This is a genomic window from Arthrobacter sp. Dra40 (assembly GCF_059091905.1).
In genome coordinates, this window is sequence record NZ_JBNHHB010000039.1 from 1 (window position 1) to 15,449 (window position 15,449).

Below are 15,449 nucleotides of genomic sequence, written 5' to 3' on the forward strand. Positions count from 1 at the left end.
GGCTCCCCGCGGGGAGCCGGCCTTCCGGTTTTTAAGTCAGCTGTTACTTTTTGCCCTGATTGGCCACGGCCTGGATGGCTTCCGCGGCGGCGTCGGCGTCCAGGTAGGTGCCGCCTGGATTGACCGGCTTCAGGTTCTCGTCCAGTTCGTACACCAGCGGGATGCCGGTGGGGATGTTCAGCCCGGCGATGTCGTCGTCGCTGATGCCGTCCAGATGCTTGACCAGCGCGCGCAACGAGTTGCCGTGGGCGGCCACCAGCACGGTCTTGCCCGCCGCGAGGTCCACCGAGATGTCCGACTCCCAGTACGGCAGGAATCGATCCAGCACATCCTTGAGGCACTCGGTCCGCGGCACCTTGTTCCCCAGGTCCGCGTAGCGCGGGTCGTTGACCTGCGACCACTCGCTGGCGTCGTCCAAGGCGGGCGGCGGGGTGTCATAGGAGCGGCGCCACATCATGAACTGATCCTCGCCGAATTCGTTGCGGATCTGCGCCTTGTCCTTGCCCTGCAGGGCACCGTAGTGGCGTTCGTTCAATCGCCAGCTGCGCTTGACGTCAATCCAGCTGCGGTCGGCGGACTCCAGCGCAATGTTGGCGGTGACAATGGCACGCTTCAGCCGGGAGGTGTACAGGACGTCCGGCAGCAGGTCGTTCTCGACCAGCAGCTCGCCGCCGCGGTGCGCTTCCTTGCGCCCCAGGTCGGTCAGCGGGACGTCGACCCAGCCGGTGAAGAGGTTCTTTTCGTTCCAGTCGCTCTGCCCGTGGCGCAACAGGACCAGCGTGTGTTTCGAAGTGGAAGTCATGGCTGCAATCCTAGCGGAGTACCGCCCCGGCGCCGGCGGCTCCGGCCGGACGTTACGCTGACGGACGTGCCGGTGCGTGGAGGAAATTCCCGCGTGAGCTTCGGCACAATCGGCCCCGCATGGCGATCTGGCGGGCCGCCGTGCCCTTATTCTTTTTTCTCGTGCCCCAGACGTCCGCGACCGCCACCCGGCCGGTCCGCCGACCCATCGGAACCGTCACCCGGGGCACCACCAATCCCAACCGGCTGCGGCGGATGGACCGCTGGCTGGCGGGCCCCGAGGCCAGCCGCCTGCGCCGGGCCGTGGATCCGCTGGTCATCGACCTGGGCTATGGAGCCGCGCCAACCACCGCCGTCGAACTTCACCAGCGCCTCTGCCGGGTGCGCGCCGACGTAGAGGTGATCGGCATCGAGATCGAGCCGGCCCGCGTCGCCGTCGCCAAGCCCCTGGAACGTCCGGGCCTGAGCTTCCGCCAGGGCGGGTTCGAAATCCCGGTATCCGGCCGCCGGCCCGCGGTGGTCCGCGCGTTCAACGTGTTGCGGCAGTACCCGGAATCCGAATTCGGCGCAGCCTGGGACACGGTACGCGGCCGGCTGGCACCGAGCGGGCTGTTCATCGACGGCACCTGCGACGAGATCGGGCGCCGGGCCACGTGGATCGCGGTGGCCCCGGAAGGCCCGCTCTCGCTGAGCATCTCGCTGCGTTTCGGCGCGTTCGCCCGGCCGTCGGAGGTGGCCGAGCGGCTGCCCAAGGCGCTCATCCACCACAACATCCCGGGCGAACCCATACACCGCTACCTTCAGGCGCTGGACCGGGCGTGGGCGGACGCGGCGCCGCTGGCCGCGTTCGGCCACCGGCAGCGCTGGCTGGCCATGTGCAAGTCATTGCACGACGCCGGATGGCCGGTTTTGGATGGCCCCTCGCGTTGGCGTCTGGGCGAGGTCACGGTCGCGTGGAAGGCCGTCGCCCCCTCGGCGTGAGCTTGTCGTTCTCTCGGCGTGAGGCCGTCGCGCCCCTTGTCGTGCGCGGGAAGCCTGCTCGGCTGTCAGGCTGCCGCGTTGCCCATCAGGCGGTCGCGGCACTCACCAGGGGTAGGCCGATCCGCCGCCCTTGACCTCGATCAAGGCCGGCTTGACGTCCGCCAGGTAGACGCCCGCCGCGGCCACGGCGGCCAACTGGAAGATCATCCACGTACCCAGGCCGCCTGCCCCCAGAGCGGCCAACGCGCCCACTGCGGTGGCGGCGACCAGCACGCCAACCCAGAAGCCCTTGGTCTTCTTGAACGCGGCCTGGAAGTAGTCGGCCTTGCGGCCCACGCAATCCGCCAGCGCCCACAGTTCAATAACCAGGGCGATCAGCCCCAAGGCCATGTAGAGCCAGTACTGGATGTCGTAGGCAAGTTGCACGCCTTAAGCCTAACTGGTGGGGGTATGTTTCGGCAGCCTCACACGTCGGCCGCGGCGAGGGCCTGTTCCAGATCCGCCCACAGGTCCGCCGGGTTCTCGATTCCCACCGACAGCCGCAGCAGGTTCTCGGGCACGCTGTCCGGCTCGTTGACATGGCGTCGGCGCCGCTCGATCAGCGATTCGACCCCGCCCAGCGAGGTAGCCGGCAGCCACAGTTGCAGCGCGTCGATGACCTTGTCCGCGGCGGCGGCACCGCCCTTGACCTGGATGGCGATGATGGAGCCGAAGCCGTCCATCTGGGCGGCGGCGCGGGCATGCCCCGGATCTTCGGGCAGACCCGGATACCGCACGGCCTCGACCGCCGGGTGCTGCTGCAATCTGCGGGCCAGTTCGCCGGCGGTGGCCTGCGAGCGCTCGATCCGCAGCGCCATGGTCCGCACGCCGCGCAGCGCCAGCCAGGTTTCGAACGGTCCGGCGATGGCCCCGTGCAGCGACCGGTGCACCAGCAGCTTGGACCGCAGCTCTTCGTTGGAGGTCACGACGGCGCCCAGCACCACGTCCGAATGGCCGGCCAGATATTTGGTCACCGAATGCACCACGACGTCGACCCCTGCAGCCAGCGGACGCTGCCCCAACGGGGTGGAAAAGGTATTGTCCGCGACCACGAGTGCGCCGGCCTGGTGCGCGGCGCTGGCCAGCGCCTCTACCTCGGCGATCTCGAGCATCGGGTTGGTTGGGCTTTCCAGCCACAGCATGTCGGCGCCGCCCAGCTGCGCCGTCACGGCAGCGGTGTCCGCGATGTCTACCGTGCGCAGCTGCAGTTCGCCCCGCTCGGCCAGTTGCTCGGCCATGGCCAGGCTGCCCTGGTAACTGTGCCTCGGCATCACCAAGACGCCGCCGGACGGAATCAGCGACAGCGCGGCTGAGACGGCGGCGAGGCCGGACGCGAAAACCAGGCCCGGCAGCGCGGCGCCTTCCAGCTCGGCCAAGGTCTCTTCGAACGGGTCCCAGGTGGGGTTGGAGTACCGCCCATACGCGCGGTCCCCCTGCACCACTTCGCCACGGCCGAAGAACGTGGAGGAGAGCACCACCGGCGGATTGACCGGGGCGTCATGGTCGCGGGGCGGCCGTCCGGCAGACACCACCACGGTGTCCGGCGCAAGATGTTCGGCATGCTGGAGGTCGCGGGAAGAGGCGTCGGTCATGACAGCAGATTAGTACGGCCGCCATCCACACGTTAACTGTGACCGTCCCGCGTGCACCAACGATTCCGGCTAGGCTAATCAGGTGAGTTCCGACCGCCAGCCCGCCAACGCCAGCGGCCTCTTCATCGCATTCGAAGGCGGGGACGGGGCCGGAAAATCAACCCAGGCCACCGCCGTCGAACACCGCCTGCGGGCAATGGGCCGCACGGTGCTCCGGACCCGGGAGCCGGGCGGCACGCCCGTGGGCGAAAAGCTGCGCGCATTGGTGCTCGAACATGGCCACGGCGAAATCGATGCCCGCACCGAGGCGTTGATCTTTTCCGCCTCCCGCGCCGCCCACGTCGAACAGGTCATCCGGCCGGCGCTCGCACGCGGCGACGTGGTGTTGTGCGACCGGTTCATCGACTCCTCGGTGGCGTACCAAGGTGCCGGCCGCGGACTCGGCCTGACGGAAGTCCGGGAGATTAACCTGTGGGCCACGGAACGGCTGCTGCCGGATTTGACGGTGCTGTTGGACGTCGCCCCGCAGCAGGGCCGCGACCGCCGCACCGCCGGCGACGCCGCCGAGGACCGGCTGGAATCCGAGCCGGACGACTTCCACTCGCGGATCCGCGCGGCGTTCCTGGAGTTGGCCGCCGCTGCCCCGGAGAAATACCTGGTCCTGGACGCGAGCGCCGCACGGGAAGAACTCACCGCAGCCATCATGGACCGGGTCCAGGAGCTGATCTCGTGAGCGTCTGGTCCGATCTGCCCGGCCAGAGCGCGGTGGTCGAACAGCTCAGCCGCGCCGCAGCCGCCGAACGGCCCGCACATGCCTGGCTGTTTACCGGCCCGCCCGGCTCCGGCCGCAGCAACGCCGCCAAGGCCTTCGCCGCCGCGCTGCTGTGCGAAAAGCGGGATCCGGCCGAGCGCGGCTGCGGAACCTGCCACGCCTGCCGCACTGTGCTGGCCGGCTCCAACGCCGATGCCACCCTGGTGGCCACCGAGAACGTGACCTTCTCCATCCAAGAGATGCGCGAGCTAGTCGGCAAGGCGCAGGACAAGCCGTCCTCGGGCCGCTGGCGCGTGATCATCATCGAGGACGCGGACCGGATGACCGAACGCACCACCAACGTGCTGCTCAAGGCCATCGAGGAACCGCCGCCGCGGACCATCTGGATGCTGTGCACTCCCAGCCCAGCGGACGTCCTGGTCACCATCCGCTCGCGCTGCCGCCCGGTCAGCCTGCGCATTCCGCCAGCCGACGACGTCGCTGCCCTGCTGGTCCGCCGGGACGGCGCCGATCCCGAATTGGCCGGCTTCGCCGCCCGGGTCTCCCAAAGCCACATCGGTGTGGCCCGCCGGCTGGCCGCCGACGCCGACGCACGCCATCGACGCGACACGATTGTCCGGCTGCCGCTGCGGCTGCGCGGCGTGGCCGATGCTGTCACGGCCGCCGGCGAGCTGGTGGACATTTCCAATGCCGACGCCGCGGCCGCCTCCGAACAGCGCAACGAATCAGAGCGCGAAGCGTTGCTGATCGCGCTGGGTGCGCCGGAAAAAGGCGCCATGCCGCCGGCCATCCGCAGCCAGCTCAAGCGGCTGGAAGAGGACCAGAAACGCCGCGCCAAGCGCAGCCTCAGCGACTCGCTGGACCGGGTGTTGATCGACCTGAGCACGTTCTTCCGCGACGTGCTGACCCTGCAACTGGGCACGGGCACCGAACTGATCAACGAATACCTGCGCCAGGACCTCACCGCCTACGCGGAACGATCCACCCCCGAACAGACGTTGGGCAGAATGGACGCCATCGCCCAGGCCCGGCAACGCCTGGGCACCAACGTTGCCCCCGTCCTGGCCATGGAAGCCATGGCCGTCAGCCTGCTCTGAGTCCCACCCGGATCTCGCCCGCAGCAACTACTCAGGAGCCGCCCGCATGCCCAGCACCAGTCACAGGCACCCCGCCTCAAAGCTGCGCCATTCCGCTGCGGCGGTGCTGGCCGCCGTCGTCCTTCTGCTGGGCACCGGCTGTTCGGTGATCACGCCGGAACAGGCGCGCGAGCCCGCGGACCCGGCCCAGGTGACCAGCGGTGTGGCCGAAGAGCTGATGCCGTTCTATACACAGGCCGTTGACTGGAAGTCCTGCGAGAACGGCTTGGAGTGCGCCGACATTGACGTGCCGCTGGACTACGCGGAGGCCGGCGGCAAGAAAATCCAGATCGCCGCGATCCGCAGCGACGCAGGAGATTCGGCCCAAGGGTCCATCCTGGTGAATCCGGGGGGTCCCGGAGCCTCCGGCTACGACCTGCTGCGCGACGGCCTGCAGACGATGTTCTCCGAGCAGCTCCGCAGCGACTACGATCTGGTGGGCTTCGACCCGCGCGGGGTTCAGCGGTCCGCTCCGGTGACCTGCCAGACCGATGCCGAACGCGATGAAGCCCGGGAGACGGACTACAACCGCGACTCGGATGCGGATATTGAACGGGCCATCGAGGACGCCGCCAAACTTGCGGCCAAGTGCGCCGAGAAGACCGGTCCGGTGCTGGGCCATGTGGACACGGTCAGCGCCGCCAAGGACATGGACATCCTCCGCGCCGTGGTCGGCGATGAAAAGCTGAATTACCTGGGCTTCTCCTACGGCACGTTCTTGGGCGCCACCTATGCCGGGCTCTTCCCGGAACGGACGGGACGGATGGTGCTCGACGGCGCGCTGGATCCCGCGCTGAGCAGCGAGCAGGTCACGCTGGGCCAGGCGGCCGCTTTCGAGGATGCCATCCACGCCTACACGGCGTACTGCCTGGACAATGCCGGTTGCCCGATGAGCGGCAGTGTGGACAACGCCGTCGACCAATTGCGGGATCTGATCCGCTCCGTCGAAGAGAGCCCGCTCACCGCGCCGGACGGCCGCCTGGTGCCCGTGGGCACCTTCGTATCCGGACTGCTGGTCCCGCTGTACGACGACGCCAGTTGGCCGGTCCTGACCCAGGCCCTGACCACCGCGTTCCGGGGCGATCCCAGCAGCATGCTGTTGCTGGCCGACGCCGGCGCCGGCCGCGACCAGGACGGTCACTACACCAACAACACCACGGACGCGTTCACGGCGATCAACTGCCTGGACTACCCGATGGTGAGCGATCTGGCAGGAATGCGCCAGGACGCCAAGGAACTGGAGCAGGCCTCCCCGACCATCGGCCGCTACCTGGCGTTCAGCGGGGCGAACTGCAGGGACTGGCCGTACGAGCCAACGGGTGAACGCGCCCCGATCCACGCCGAGGGCGCCGCCCCCATCCTGGTGGTCGGCACCACCGGGGATCCCGCCACGCCTTATGAGTGGTCCGAATCGATGGCCAAGGAACTGGAGTCAGGCACGCTGCTGACCTACGAGGGCGAGGGGCACACGGCGTACGGGCGCGGGAACACCTGCATCCGCGAGGCCGTGGACAGCTACTTCGCGGACGGGACCATGCCGGCCGACGGCACCGTCTGCTCCTAGGCCACGGTGGGCCGGCCCGTTTTGACCGGCCCGGCACGGCTCCCATATAGTTGTTCTTCGTGGATTCAGCCCGGCAACGGTGCAGCGTCCCGCCTCCTTAGCTCAGTCGGTAGAGCGTTTCACTCGTAATGAAAAGGTCGCCAGTTCGATTCTGGCAGGGGGCTCCAGCGAAAACCCCGGCACATCAGTGATGTGCCGGGGTTTTTCTATGCCCTCAGGCGTGGCCCTCCACCGGAGGAAGGTGGCATGCTGGCCCGGTAGGCCCATGTGCCTCTTGGCCTGCCTCGGTTCATCCACGAAAGGAACTCCCTGATGCGGCACACGCCCGCCTACCTGATGACCGACCCGAACGAAGTCAAGCGGCTGATCCGGAACAACCCCTGGGCCACCTTCGTTTCCGCCACAAGCAACGGCCTGGTTGCCTCCCACTACCCCGTGTTGCTTGAGGAAGACCGTGACGAGATCAGCATCGTCAGCCACTTCGGCCGCCCGGACGACACCCTGCACGAGCTTGGCAGCCACGAAATACTCGTCATCATCCAAGGTCCGCATGACTACGTTTCGCCCAGCTGGTACTCACCGGGCGACCTGGTACCCACCTGGAACCACGTGACCGCGCACCTTTACGGAACACCTGAGCTCCTGACCGACGATGAGAACTACGAAATGCTTACCCGTCTCACCGAGCACTTCGAGCAGCACCGTCCGGGCAGCCGGCACCTCAGCGAAGACGAAGCGGGAACCCGCCGCATAGCCAAGGGAACCGTCGGGCTGCGAATTCTCGTGGAGCGGTTCGACGCGAGAGCGAAACTCAGCCAAAACAAGCATCCCAACATCGTGCAGAACGTGATCACCCATCTGGAGCCGGACAATCCTGCCCTCGCCCACGAGATGCGACGAACGCACGCCCCGGCCGCCGACATGTGATGTCCGGCCAGCGGTCTGTGCGTTTCGGTGGCCGCCGCAGCTTCGGGAAGAATGGGACAGGCCGCCGCTGCATGCCCGGCCCCGATGCCATGTGTTTGGAAAGAAGGACAACCTTGGACTACCGCCTGATCATCAACCAGGGCAGGGTCGCCGACCGCACCGACGGCGCCCTCATCGGCGCGCGGAAGGCAGGACATGCCTTGGCCGAACACCTGTCGGTCGAGGCGACCGTTGTGGGTCAGCCGTCGCCGGCGATCCAGGATGACTGGCGGCCGGCCCTCGACCAGGCAGCGGACACTCTGCGCGGGCTCGCCGACGCCGTCGGCTCGTCCCTGGACGCCGGCGATGTCCCGCTATTGGTCACCAACACCTGCGCGGCCAGCCTGGCCACCCTGCCGGTGGCAGCGGAAAGGTACCCCGATGCAGTGTTCCTGTGGATCGATGCCCATGGAGACTTCAACACCCCGGACACTACCGAATCCGGCTATCTGGGCGGGATGGCGCTGGCGGGCGCCTGCGGACTGTGGGACAGCGGCCAGGGCGGCACCGTAGACCCGCGGAAGGTGATCCTGGTCGGCGCGCGGGACATCGACTCCGCCGAGATGGACCTGCTTCAGCACGCCGGGGTCACCATCCTGTCGCCGGAAGAGGCCACCCCCGAGGCCGTGCTGGAGCTCGTTGCCGGCCGCCCCGTCTGGATCCATGTGGACTGGGACGTGCTGGAGCCCGGATACATCCCGGCCGCTTACAAGATCCCTTCCGGGCTGCTGCCCCGTCAGGTCGCCGCGATCTTCTCGGCGCTGCCCACCGAGAGCATCCGCGGGGTGGAGCTGGCCGAGTTCGAAGCCGGCGACCCGGACGTTCCCGAAGCGTTGAGCGTCGAGCTGATCGTGGAGACCTTCCAACACCTGCAGCAGCCGCTGGGACTACAACGCTAGGTAGCCGGCGCCTGCTCGGTCGTGACGGTGCCGGCGTCGCCGTCGACGTGGATCCGCTGGCCGTTGGTGATGCGTTGCGTGGCCACTCCCGTGCCGAGCACGGCGGGGATGCCGTATTCCCGGGCCACGATGGAGCTGTGGCTCAAGGGGCCGCCGACGTCGGTGACCACGGCCGAGGCCATCGCGAACAGCGGGGTCCAGGCGGGGGTGGTGATGCGGGCGACCAGGACGTCTCCCGGCGCCATCCGGCCAAAGTCCTCCGGCCCGTCCAAGACCCGGGCGGGAGCGCTGACCCGGCCGGGGCTGGCCCCGATCCCTTTGATGGTGCCGTCAGCCTGCCGGGACCGCGCGGGCATCATTGAGCCGAAGGCTCGTTCCATCAGCCTGCTCTCCGGCAGCATTTGCGGAGCGGCGGCCTTAACCTGGCCCCGCCACAGCATCTTGCGCTCCTCGACGGCGGCCGCCCGGACGGGACGGTCCGCCCCGGTGATGGCCACCGCCCGCGGACCCGGCTGCTCCGGAACGTTCTGGGTTCCACAGTTACCCGGGGCTTCCCGGGTCCGCGGTGCGGCCAGGCCGAAGTCGACGGCGCTGGCCAGTTCCCGATGACGCAGCCAGAACACGTCGGCGGGCTCTGCAATCACTGCCGCGTCGGCCAGCCGTTGTCCGAGCTCCAGCAACATCCGGCGGATCAACGGCCAGGCCAGGCCGACGTCGGCCAGGGCGTCCTCGCGGATGGGTGCGGCATTCTGCGCCCACCGTAGCAACCGGAAGAACGCGGCGGCCCGGCGGGACCCTCCGAGCCGGGTGGCGATGCGGTTGGTGTGGTCCTCCCTGCGGGCGGCCGACATCCTCTGCCGTTCGTGCGGGTCTTGGCCCTGTCCGTGCAAGTAGAACTTCACCGTTTCCAGGAGCGGCGTAGGATCATCGGCCGGCACCGGATGGATGAAGTCGAGGTTGTAGACCGTGTGGCCGAACCGGTCGAGGTGGGCCTGGAGCCGTGGCTGCCACTGCCGCCACAGTGCAGGATCCACCCCGGTAGGAGGGGACCCCGTGCGCTGCGAGTCGGCCAGTGCCGTAGACGGTGTAGCGAGGAGCGCCGGAGCCAGGCCCGGCACCCCGCGGGCCCAGGCAGCGAGGTCGTAGAGGGACTTTTCCGCCCGGATGGGTTCGCTGTCATAGCCCAGCAGGAACGTCACGGCGGGAGGATCTTCCGTGCGGCGGACGGCCTTGTTGTAATACGCCCGGAAGGAGATTTCGCTGGTCGCGGCGATGGGAATGATGGACTGCACCGCCGTGTAGTACACGGCGCAGGCATCCACTAAGGACTGCACGCCCTCCAGCAGTTCCTCTCCCGACAATTCCCCTTCCGGCTTCGCCGACCAGTCCGCAACGATCCGCTCATAGCGGGGGTGGGAGAAGTCCCGCCACCCGGCCACACCCATGTGTGCTTTGCCGCCAAGCAATGCCGCCATCGCCGCCGGTGTCCCGCCCAACATCCGCACCATCGCCCGATTGCGGTAGTAGTAGTAGGCGTAGCCGTTGACGGTGGGCAGCCCCACATCGCCCTCGTGAATGACGTTCCGGCCCACGGCTTCGTCCATCAGGACTCGGAGCGAGCGTGACACGGAGCCGTCGATCAGGTCGGCGAACAGCGGCGAGAGCGGGTCCGGCAACTGTTCCACGATGCTCGCGCGGAAGTAGAGCCCGTTCCGGTAGGGCACGGGCCAGCTGTCCGGGGGGTCGGCCGCCGGTTCAGGCAGCGCCGTTATGGGCCGCGACTGCAGGAAGAAGAACCCGTCGCCGGTTCGGGCCCACTCGATGTCCTGCGGCACGCCGAAGTGTTTCGCGATCTGTGCTCCGTAGCGTGCGAGTTCCGCCGCCACCGGATCATCCAGTACCTGCTGGCGGCGGCGCTCCTGCGGCACGGGCTGCTCCCGAGTGCCATGCCCCGCGTAGACGGTCATGACGTCCTTGTCCGCGGTCCGCCGCGAGAGCACGCGGTCCGTCCCCGCGTCAACGACGATGTTGTCGGGGGTGACCGTTCCGCTAACCACGGATTCGCCCAGGCCCCAGGCGGCACTGATCACTATCTGGTCGCGGCGCCCGTTGGCCGGGTTAGCGGTAAACATGACCCCGGCCGCGTCGGCCCCGATCATCCGCTGGACCACCACCGCCAGGCGCACCGACGCGGGCCCGACGCCTTCACGCGCGCGGTAGGCCATGGCGCGTGCCGTCCACAGCGAAGCCCAGCAGCCGGTCACGGCCGCGGCCAGGGCCTCCGCCCCATGCACATTGAGGTAGCTATTCTGTTGGCCGGCGAAGCTGGCCGAGGCGAGGTCCTCCGCGGTGGCGGAGGAGCGCACCGCCACCGCCGCATCCCCGTGACCGAGCCCTTGGTAGGCGGCGCCGAGTTCGGCGGCGACCTCGTCCGGCATGGTGCCGCCGGTGAACAGGGCACGGATCCGCTCCGAGGCCTGCTCGTAGTCCTGCATCGCCGCCTGCGGTCCAAGGCCGGCCAACTCCTGGATGCCCGTTGCGAGGTGATTGGCATCCACGAAGGCCGCGTAGGCCTCGGTGTTCAACACAAACCCAGCAGGGACCGGCACTCCGGCGCGAAGGAGGCCGCCCAAGCCAACGCCCTTGCCACCGACCGCGGCAAGGTCCCCTCCTCCCACATCGTCGAAATGGTTGATGTAGGTCATGAGCGTGCGTCCATTCCGCCCGGCACCGGGCCGTCTACACTGGCACCTGATTGCCAACATGATGGCACGCCCGGACTCTAGAGGCCATGGTGGCGATGGTCTGACGCCGGCTAACGCTGCCCTGCGCCGCCCTGCTCCAGGCCGGCCAGCAGCCGCTCGGCCTCGGCGAGGTCGGACAGGACGACGGCGGCGTGGCGGCGCACGTTCTCGGCCCCGACTTCATAGCCTTGGGCGCCGCCGAGCCTGGCCATGGCTGCGGCCTGTGCGGTGGCCGCCAGCGAGTTGCCGGCCTTGGAGAGGCTCCGGTGGACCTCGGCCAAGGGTCCGCCCGGGATGTCCAAGCCGTCGGTCGGATGCAGGGATTGCGCGGCCACACAGCAGTTGCGCACCCGCGGCAGCAGCCCGGCCACCTGGTTGGCGATCGGCAGCAGTTCGCCGTAGAGTCCGTCGTCCTGCACGCCCTCGAGGACCTGATGGTAGCGCTCCAAGGCGCGGCGGAAACGGTCGTGCGCGCGGCGCCAGATGCCTTTGCCGAGGTCCTTATCGTCCCGGCGGGCCTGCCGGGCAGCCCCGAAGAGCGCCACGGTCCTAGAGGTACTGCCCGGGGCCGACGTGGCGTTCGCGGCCCTGGCCGGCGTTCTCCCCCTCGGCTCCGGGGGCGCGGCGCGGTTCGCCGTCGTCGCCAATCACGACGCCCGGCGCAATCATGGTGCCGGGCGGCAGCTGCTTCATCTGCATCCGCGCCGCCATCTGCTGATTCAGCGCCTGCTGGGCCGCGATGGCGGTCTGGATTCCGTGGAACAAGCCTTCCAGCCAGCCGACCAGCTGTGCCTGGGCAATGCGCAGCTCGGCGTCCGAGGGCGTGGAATCGTCGGTGAAGGGCAGGTTGATGCGGTGCAGTTCCTCGATCAGCTCCGGTGCCAGCCCGTCCTCGAGTTCCTTGACGGACCGCTCGTGGATTTCAGCCAAGCGGGTGCGGGCCGCGTCATCGAGCGGGGCGCTGCGCACCTCTTCCAGCAACTGGCGAACCATGGTGCCGATCCGCATGACCTTGGCCGGTTCGTCAACCAGATCGGCGAGTTTGGACCCGCCGCGGCCGGACCGCGGAGCCTCGGCACCGGCTTCTTCGGGCTGCGGCTCACCGCCTTCCTGGCGCTGGCCGGACAGTGCGCCGACGATGACCGGTTCTGCGGGCTGCGGCGTCTGCTCTTCGCTCATGTTTTTATCTTGCCAGAGACAGCCATCCTGCGCAGATCGGATTGCCTCGTGTTCCCCCGGCAGGTGCCGCAGCTTGCTGCCGGGTACCGGCGCACTGCCTCTTGGACGAAAGCCGTCCGGGCGCAACGATGCCCGCACCGGAACGTTCCTGACCTACGCTCCGGTGCGGGCACCGCCGTCGTTATTCTCGAGTCAGCAGCAGCGGCCCTGCGGGTTGTTCTCCTGCCGGTCCGTCTTGTCCCGCCAGAACTCGCGTTCGCTCATCGGTTCAGTGCCCGGGTGCGCCCGCCTGTGGTGCTCCAGATAGTCCTGGTAGGCGTGCTCGCCCATCACTCCTTTGAAGTACCACGCGAAGCTCCGCCAGCCGCGCCGCGCCTGTGGCCAGTTAATGCTCGACATCACTATGCCCCGTCCTTGCCCGCCCGGTCGCGGCCGGCAATGCGTTCCATTGTTTCTCCAGCTCCCGCTCGGGCCGGCTGGCAATGAGCCCCGCCGGTCCATAGGTGGCAGACACCACTGCCGGGTCCTCGTGCGAGGGCTCCCCGCCGAGCCGCCAGGACCGGTAGGTTGCCCACAGCGCGGTGGCGATCACGATGATGGTCAGGACCACGAAGACGATGGACAGAGTGCCCTGCACCGCGGTGTTGCGGACCACCGCCTCCATCTCCTCCACCGTTTTGGCGTTCCCCAGGCTGGTCTGGCCCGCCGCCAGGGCCTCGCGGTTGGCGAGGTTGTTGGCCCAGTAGCCCACCTTCACGTCCGGGCTGAAGATCTTCAGGATGGAGGCCCAGATGGTGATCACCGAGGCGAACGCCAGCGGCAGCGCGACGATCCACAGGTACTTGAACGCCCCGCGCTTGGCCGCAATGGCCAGGCAGACCGCGAGCGCGATGGCCGCCAGCAGCTGGTTGGCAATGCCGAAGAGCGGGAAGAACGTATTGATGCCGCCCAATGGATCGGTGACGCCCAGGATGAGGATGTACCCCCAGCCGGCCACCATGATGGCGGTGCAGATCCAGACGCCGGGGCGCCAGGACATGTTCTTGAACTTCGGCAGGACGTTGCCGATGGTGTCCTGCAGCATGAAGCGGGCCACCCGGGTTCCGGCGTCGACAGCGGTGAGGATGAACAAAGCCTCGAACATGATGGCGAAGTGGTACCAGAAGCCCATCATCGCCACGCCGCCGATCAGACCCTGCATGATGTGCGACAGCCCGACGGCAAGGGTGGGAGCACCGCCGGTCCGCGAAACGATGGACTCCTCGCCGACATTGCGGGCCAGTTCGGTCAGCATGTCCGGCGTCAGGTTCACGTTGGCCAGGCCCAGGCTGTTGACGAACGCCACCGCGCCTTCCACTGTGCCGCCCGTCGCCGCCGCGGAGGCGTTCATTGCAAAATAGATCCCGCGGTCGATCGAGATGGCCGCGACCAGGGCCATGATGGCCACGAAAGACTCCATCAGCATTCCGCCGTAGCCAATGAAGCGGCTCTGCTTCTCCTTCTGCAGCATCTTTGGCGTGGTGCCGGACGCAATCAGCGCGTGGAACCCCGAGAGCGCGCCGCACGCGATGGTGACGAACAGGAACGGGAACAGCGAACCGGGGACGACGGGACCGTCGCTACGGCCGGCGAACTCGCTGAAGGCCGGGACGTTGATCTCCGGCCGGACCAGCACGATGGCCAGTGCCAGCATCAAGATGGTGCCGATCTTCATGAAGGTGGAGAGGTAATCGCGCGGAGCGAGCAGCAGCCAGACCGGCAGCACGGCCGCGATGAAGCCGTAGATGATGATGCCCCAGGCGATGGTGGTCCGATCCAGCGTGAAGATGGCTGCGCCCCAGCCGGTATCGGCGATCGCCCCGCCGCCGACGATGGCTGCAATAAGCAGCACGAAGCCGATGATGGATACTTCGCTGACCTTGCCCGGCCGCAGGAAGCGCAGGTAGATGCCCATGAAGATGGCGATCGGGATGGTCATGGCGACCGAGAAGACGCCCCAGGGCGACTCGCCCAGGGCGTTCACGACCACCAGGGCCAGGATCGCCACGATGATGATCATGATGGTCAGGGTGGCAATCAGCGCGGCCGTGCCGCCGACGAGGCCGAGTTCCTCACGCGCCATCTGGCCGAGCGACCGGCCGCCGCGGCGCATCGAGAAGAAGAGCACCAGGTAGTCCTGCACGGCGCCGGCCAGGACGACGCCGACGATGATCCACAGCGTGCCGGGCAGGTAGCCCATCTGCGCGGCCAGGATGGGCCCGACCAGCGGACCGGCGCCGGCGATGGCGGCGAAGTGGTGGCCGTAGAGCACGCGGCGGTCCGTCGCTACGTAATCCTTGCCGTCCGCGTTGTACTCCGCCGGCGTTGCCCGCCGATCGTTGGGACGGGTCAGCTTGTTCTCGATGTACTTGGAATAGAAGCGGTAGGCGATGAAGTACGTGCAGACGGCGGCGAAGACGAACCAGATCGCGTTGATCGTTTCACCACGAGAAAAGGCGAGCACGCTCCAGCTCACCCCACCCAGCAGCGCGATGGCTACCCAGATAACGATCTTGGTGGGCGTCCACTTGTGTTGCTCGGCTTCCGCGACCGGATCCAGCGCTACCGGCGGCAGGTTCGGGTCCTGGACCAGCAGGTCGGAATCCGGGTCGTTTCCGGCTTGCCCGGGCAGGGCTCCGGTCGGTTTCTCGCTCATAATGCTCCCCCTTCATGGAACGCCGATGCTATTAACGATGCACCGTAGCAGCGCCGCCGTCTACAGGGAACGGAGCCGCCC

14 protein-coding genes and 1 tRNA gene are annotated in these 15,449 nt (G+C 68.0%); 7 read left to right on the forward strand and 8 right to left on the reverse strand.

What is annotated here, in order from left to right:
- Nucleotides 1–43: 43 nt before the first annotated feature.
- Nucleotides 44–802, reverse strand: a complete 759-nt coding sequence (locus tag AC5RWT_RS16685; RefSeq protein ID WP_494081120.1) for a phosphoglyceromutase — start codon at nucleotides 800–802, stop codon at nucleotides 44–46.
- Between the two features lie 254 nt (nucleotides 803–1,056).
- On the opposite strand from AC5RWT_RS16685, the gene AC5RWT_RS16690 reads away from it, so the two are divergent.
- On the forward strand, nucleotides 1,057–1,782 hold the full coding sequence (locus tag AC5RWT_RS16690) for a class I SAM-dependent methyltransferase (protein WP_494081149.1): 726 nt from the start codon (nucleotides 1,057–1,059) through the stop codon (nucleotides 1,780–1,782).
- 102 nt (nucleotides 1,783–1,884) lie between these two features.
- Here AC5RWT_RS16690 and AC5RWT_RS16695 read toward each other — a convergent pair whose 3' ends face one another.
- Nucleotides 1,885–2,208, reverse strand: coding sequence for a DUF2516 family protein (locus AC5RWT_RS16695; RefSeq protein WP_127513287.1), 324 nt, complete (start codon nucleotides 2,206–2,208; stop codon nucleotides 1,885–1,887).
- Nucleotides 2,209–2,246: 38 nt separating this feature from the next.
- A complete protein-coding gene (locus tag AC5RWT_RS16700; RefSeq protein ID WP_494081121.1) occupies nucleotides 2,247–3,413 on the reverse strand; it encodes a trans-sulfuration enzyme family protein in 1,167 nt (388 codons plus the stop codon).
- 82 nt (nucleotides 3,414–3,495) lie between these two features.
- On the opposite strand from AC5RWT_RS16700, the gene tmk reads away from it, so the two are divergent.
- The 6 genes from tmk (at nucleotide 3,496) to AC5RWT_RS16730 (ending at nucleotide 8,750) form a co-directional block, all read left to right on the forward strand.
- The gene (gene tmk, locus AC5RWT_RS16705) at nucleotides 3,496–4,146 is read left to right on the forward strand and encodes a dTMP kinase (RefSeq protein WP_494081122.1); all 651 of its coding nucleotides are present in this window, start codon (nucleotides 3,496–3,498) and stop codon (nucleotides 4,144–4,146) included.
- On the forward strand, nucleotides 4,143–5,282 hold the full coding sequence (locus AC5RWT_RS16710) for a DNA polymerase III subunit delta' (RefSeq protein WP_494081123.1): 1,140 nt from the start codon (nucleotides 4,143–4,145) through the stop codon (nucleotides 5,280–5,282). Before tmk ends, AC5RWT_RS16710 begins: the two co-directional genes overlap by 4 nt.
- Nucleotides 5,283–5,328: 46 nt before the next feature.
- Complete coding sequence (locus AC5RWT_RS16715) at nucleotides 5,329–6,885, forward strand: alpha/beta hydrolase (protein WP_494081124.1); 1,557 nt, start codon at nucleotides 5,329–5,331, stop codon at nucleotides 6,883–6,885.
- 91 nt (nucleotides 6,886–6,976) lie between these two features.
- Nucleotides 6,977–7,052 (forward strand) — tRNA-Thr (locus AC5RWT_RS16720).
- Between the two features lie 145 nt (nucleotides 7,053–7,197).
- Nucleotides 7,198–7,812: an FMN-binding negative transcriptional regulator gene (locus AC5RWT_RS16725; protein WP_494081125.1), complete on the forward strand. Its 615-nt coding sequence runs from the start codon at nucleotides 7,198–7,200 to the stop codon at nucleotides 7,810–7,812.
- Between the two features lie 113 nt (nucleotides 7,813–7,925).
- On the forward strand, nucleotides 7,926–8,750 hold the full coding sequence (locus AC5RWT_RS16730) for an arginase family protein (RefSeq protein ID WP_494081126.1): 825 nt from the start codon (nucleotides 7,926–7,928) through the stop codon (nucleotides 8,748–8,750).
- Here AC5RWT_RS16730 and AC5RWT_RS16735 read toward each other — a convergent pair.
- The 5 genes from AC5RWT_RS16735 to AC5RWT_RS16755 form a co-directional block, all read right to left on the reverse strand.
- Nucleotides 8,747–11,455 (reverse strand): PEP/pyruvate-binding domain-containing protein, encoded by a 2,709-nt coding sequence (locus AC5RWT_RS16735; protein ID WP_494081127.1) that lies wholly within the window; start codon nucleotides 11,453–11,455, stop codon nucleotides 8,747–8,749. The genes AC5RWT_RS16730 and AC5RWT_RS16735 overlap by 4 nt on opposite strands.
- Nucleotides 11,456–11,565: 110 nt before the next feature.
- The gene (locus AC5RWT_RS16740; protein WP_494081128.1) at nucleotides 11,566–12,039 is read right to left on the reverse strand and encodes a hypothetical protein; all 474 of its coding nucleotides are present in this window, start codon (nucleotides 12,037–12,039) and stop codon (nucleotides 11,566–11,568) included.
- 4 nt (nucleotides 12,040–12,043) lie between these two features.
- Nucleotides 12,044–12,673, reverse strand: a complete 630-nt coding sequence (locus tag AC5RWT_RS16745) for a bacterial proteasome activator family protein (RefSeq protein ID WP_494044939.1) — start codon at nucleotides 12,671–12,673, stop codon at nucleotides 12,044–12,046.
- Nucleotides 12,674–12,865: 192 nt separating this feature from the next.
- On the reverse strand, nucleotides 12,866–13,072 hold the full coding sequence (locus AC5RWT_RS16750) for a YbdD/YjiX family protein (RefSeq protein ID WP_494044940.1): 207 nt from the start codon (nucleotides 13,070–13,072) through the stop codon (nucleotides 12,866–12,868).
- On the reverse strand, nucleotides 13,059–15,368 hold the full coding sequence (locus AC5RWT_RS16755; protein ID WP_494081129.1) for a carbon starvation CstA family protein: 2,310 nt from the start codon (nucleotides 15,366–15,368) through the stop codon (nucleotides 13,059–13,061). Before AC5RWT_RS16755 ends, AC5RWT_RS16750 begins: the two co-directional genes overlap by 14 nt.
- Between the last annotated feature and the right edge of the window lie 81 nt (nucleotides 15,369–15,449).

Coding starts and splice junctions, on each gene's coding strand:
- AC5RWT_RS16725 (WP_494081125.1), top strand. CDS start 7,198: ATGCGGCACACGCCCGCCTACCTGATGACCGACCCGAACGAAGTCAAG.
- AC5RWT_RS16715 (WP_494081124.1), top strand. CDS start 5,329: ATGCCCAGCACCAGTCACAGGCACCCCGCCTCAAAGCTGCGCCATTCC.
- AC5RWT_RS16745 (WP_494044939.1), bottom strand. CDS start 12,673: ATGAGCGAAGAGCAGACGCCGCAGCCCGCAGAACCGGTCATCGTCGGC.
- AC5RWT_RS16700 (WP_494081121.1), bottom strand. CDS start 3,413: ATGACCGACGCCTCTTCCCGCGACCTCCAGCATGCCGAACATCTTGCG.
- AC5RWT_RS16685 (WP_494081120.1), bottom strand. CDS start 802: ATGACTTCCACTTCGAAACACACGCTGGTCCTGTTGCGCCACGGGCAG.
- AC5RWT_RS16750 (WP_494044940.1), bottom strand. CDS start 13,072: ATGTCGAGCATTAACTGGCCACAGGCGCGGCGCGGCTGGCGGAGCTTC.
- AC5RWT_RS16755 (WP_494081129.1), bottom strand. CDS start 15,368: ATGAGCGAGAAACCGACCGGAGCCCTGCCCGGGCAAGCCGGAAACGAC.
- AC5RWT_RS16735 (WP_494081127.1), bottom strand. CDS start 11,455: ATGACCTACATCAACCATTTCGACGATGTGGGAGGAGGGGACCTTGCC.
- AC5RWT_RS16690 (WP_494081149.1), top strand. CDS start 1,057: ATGGACCGCTGGCTGGCGGGCCCCGAGGCCAGCCGCCTGCGCCGGGCC.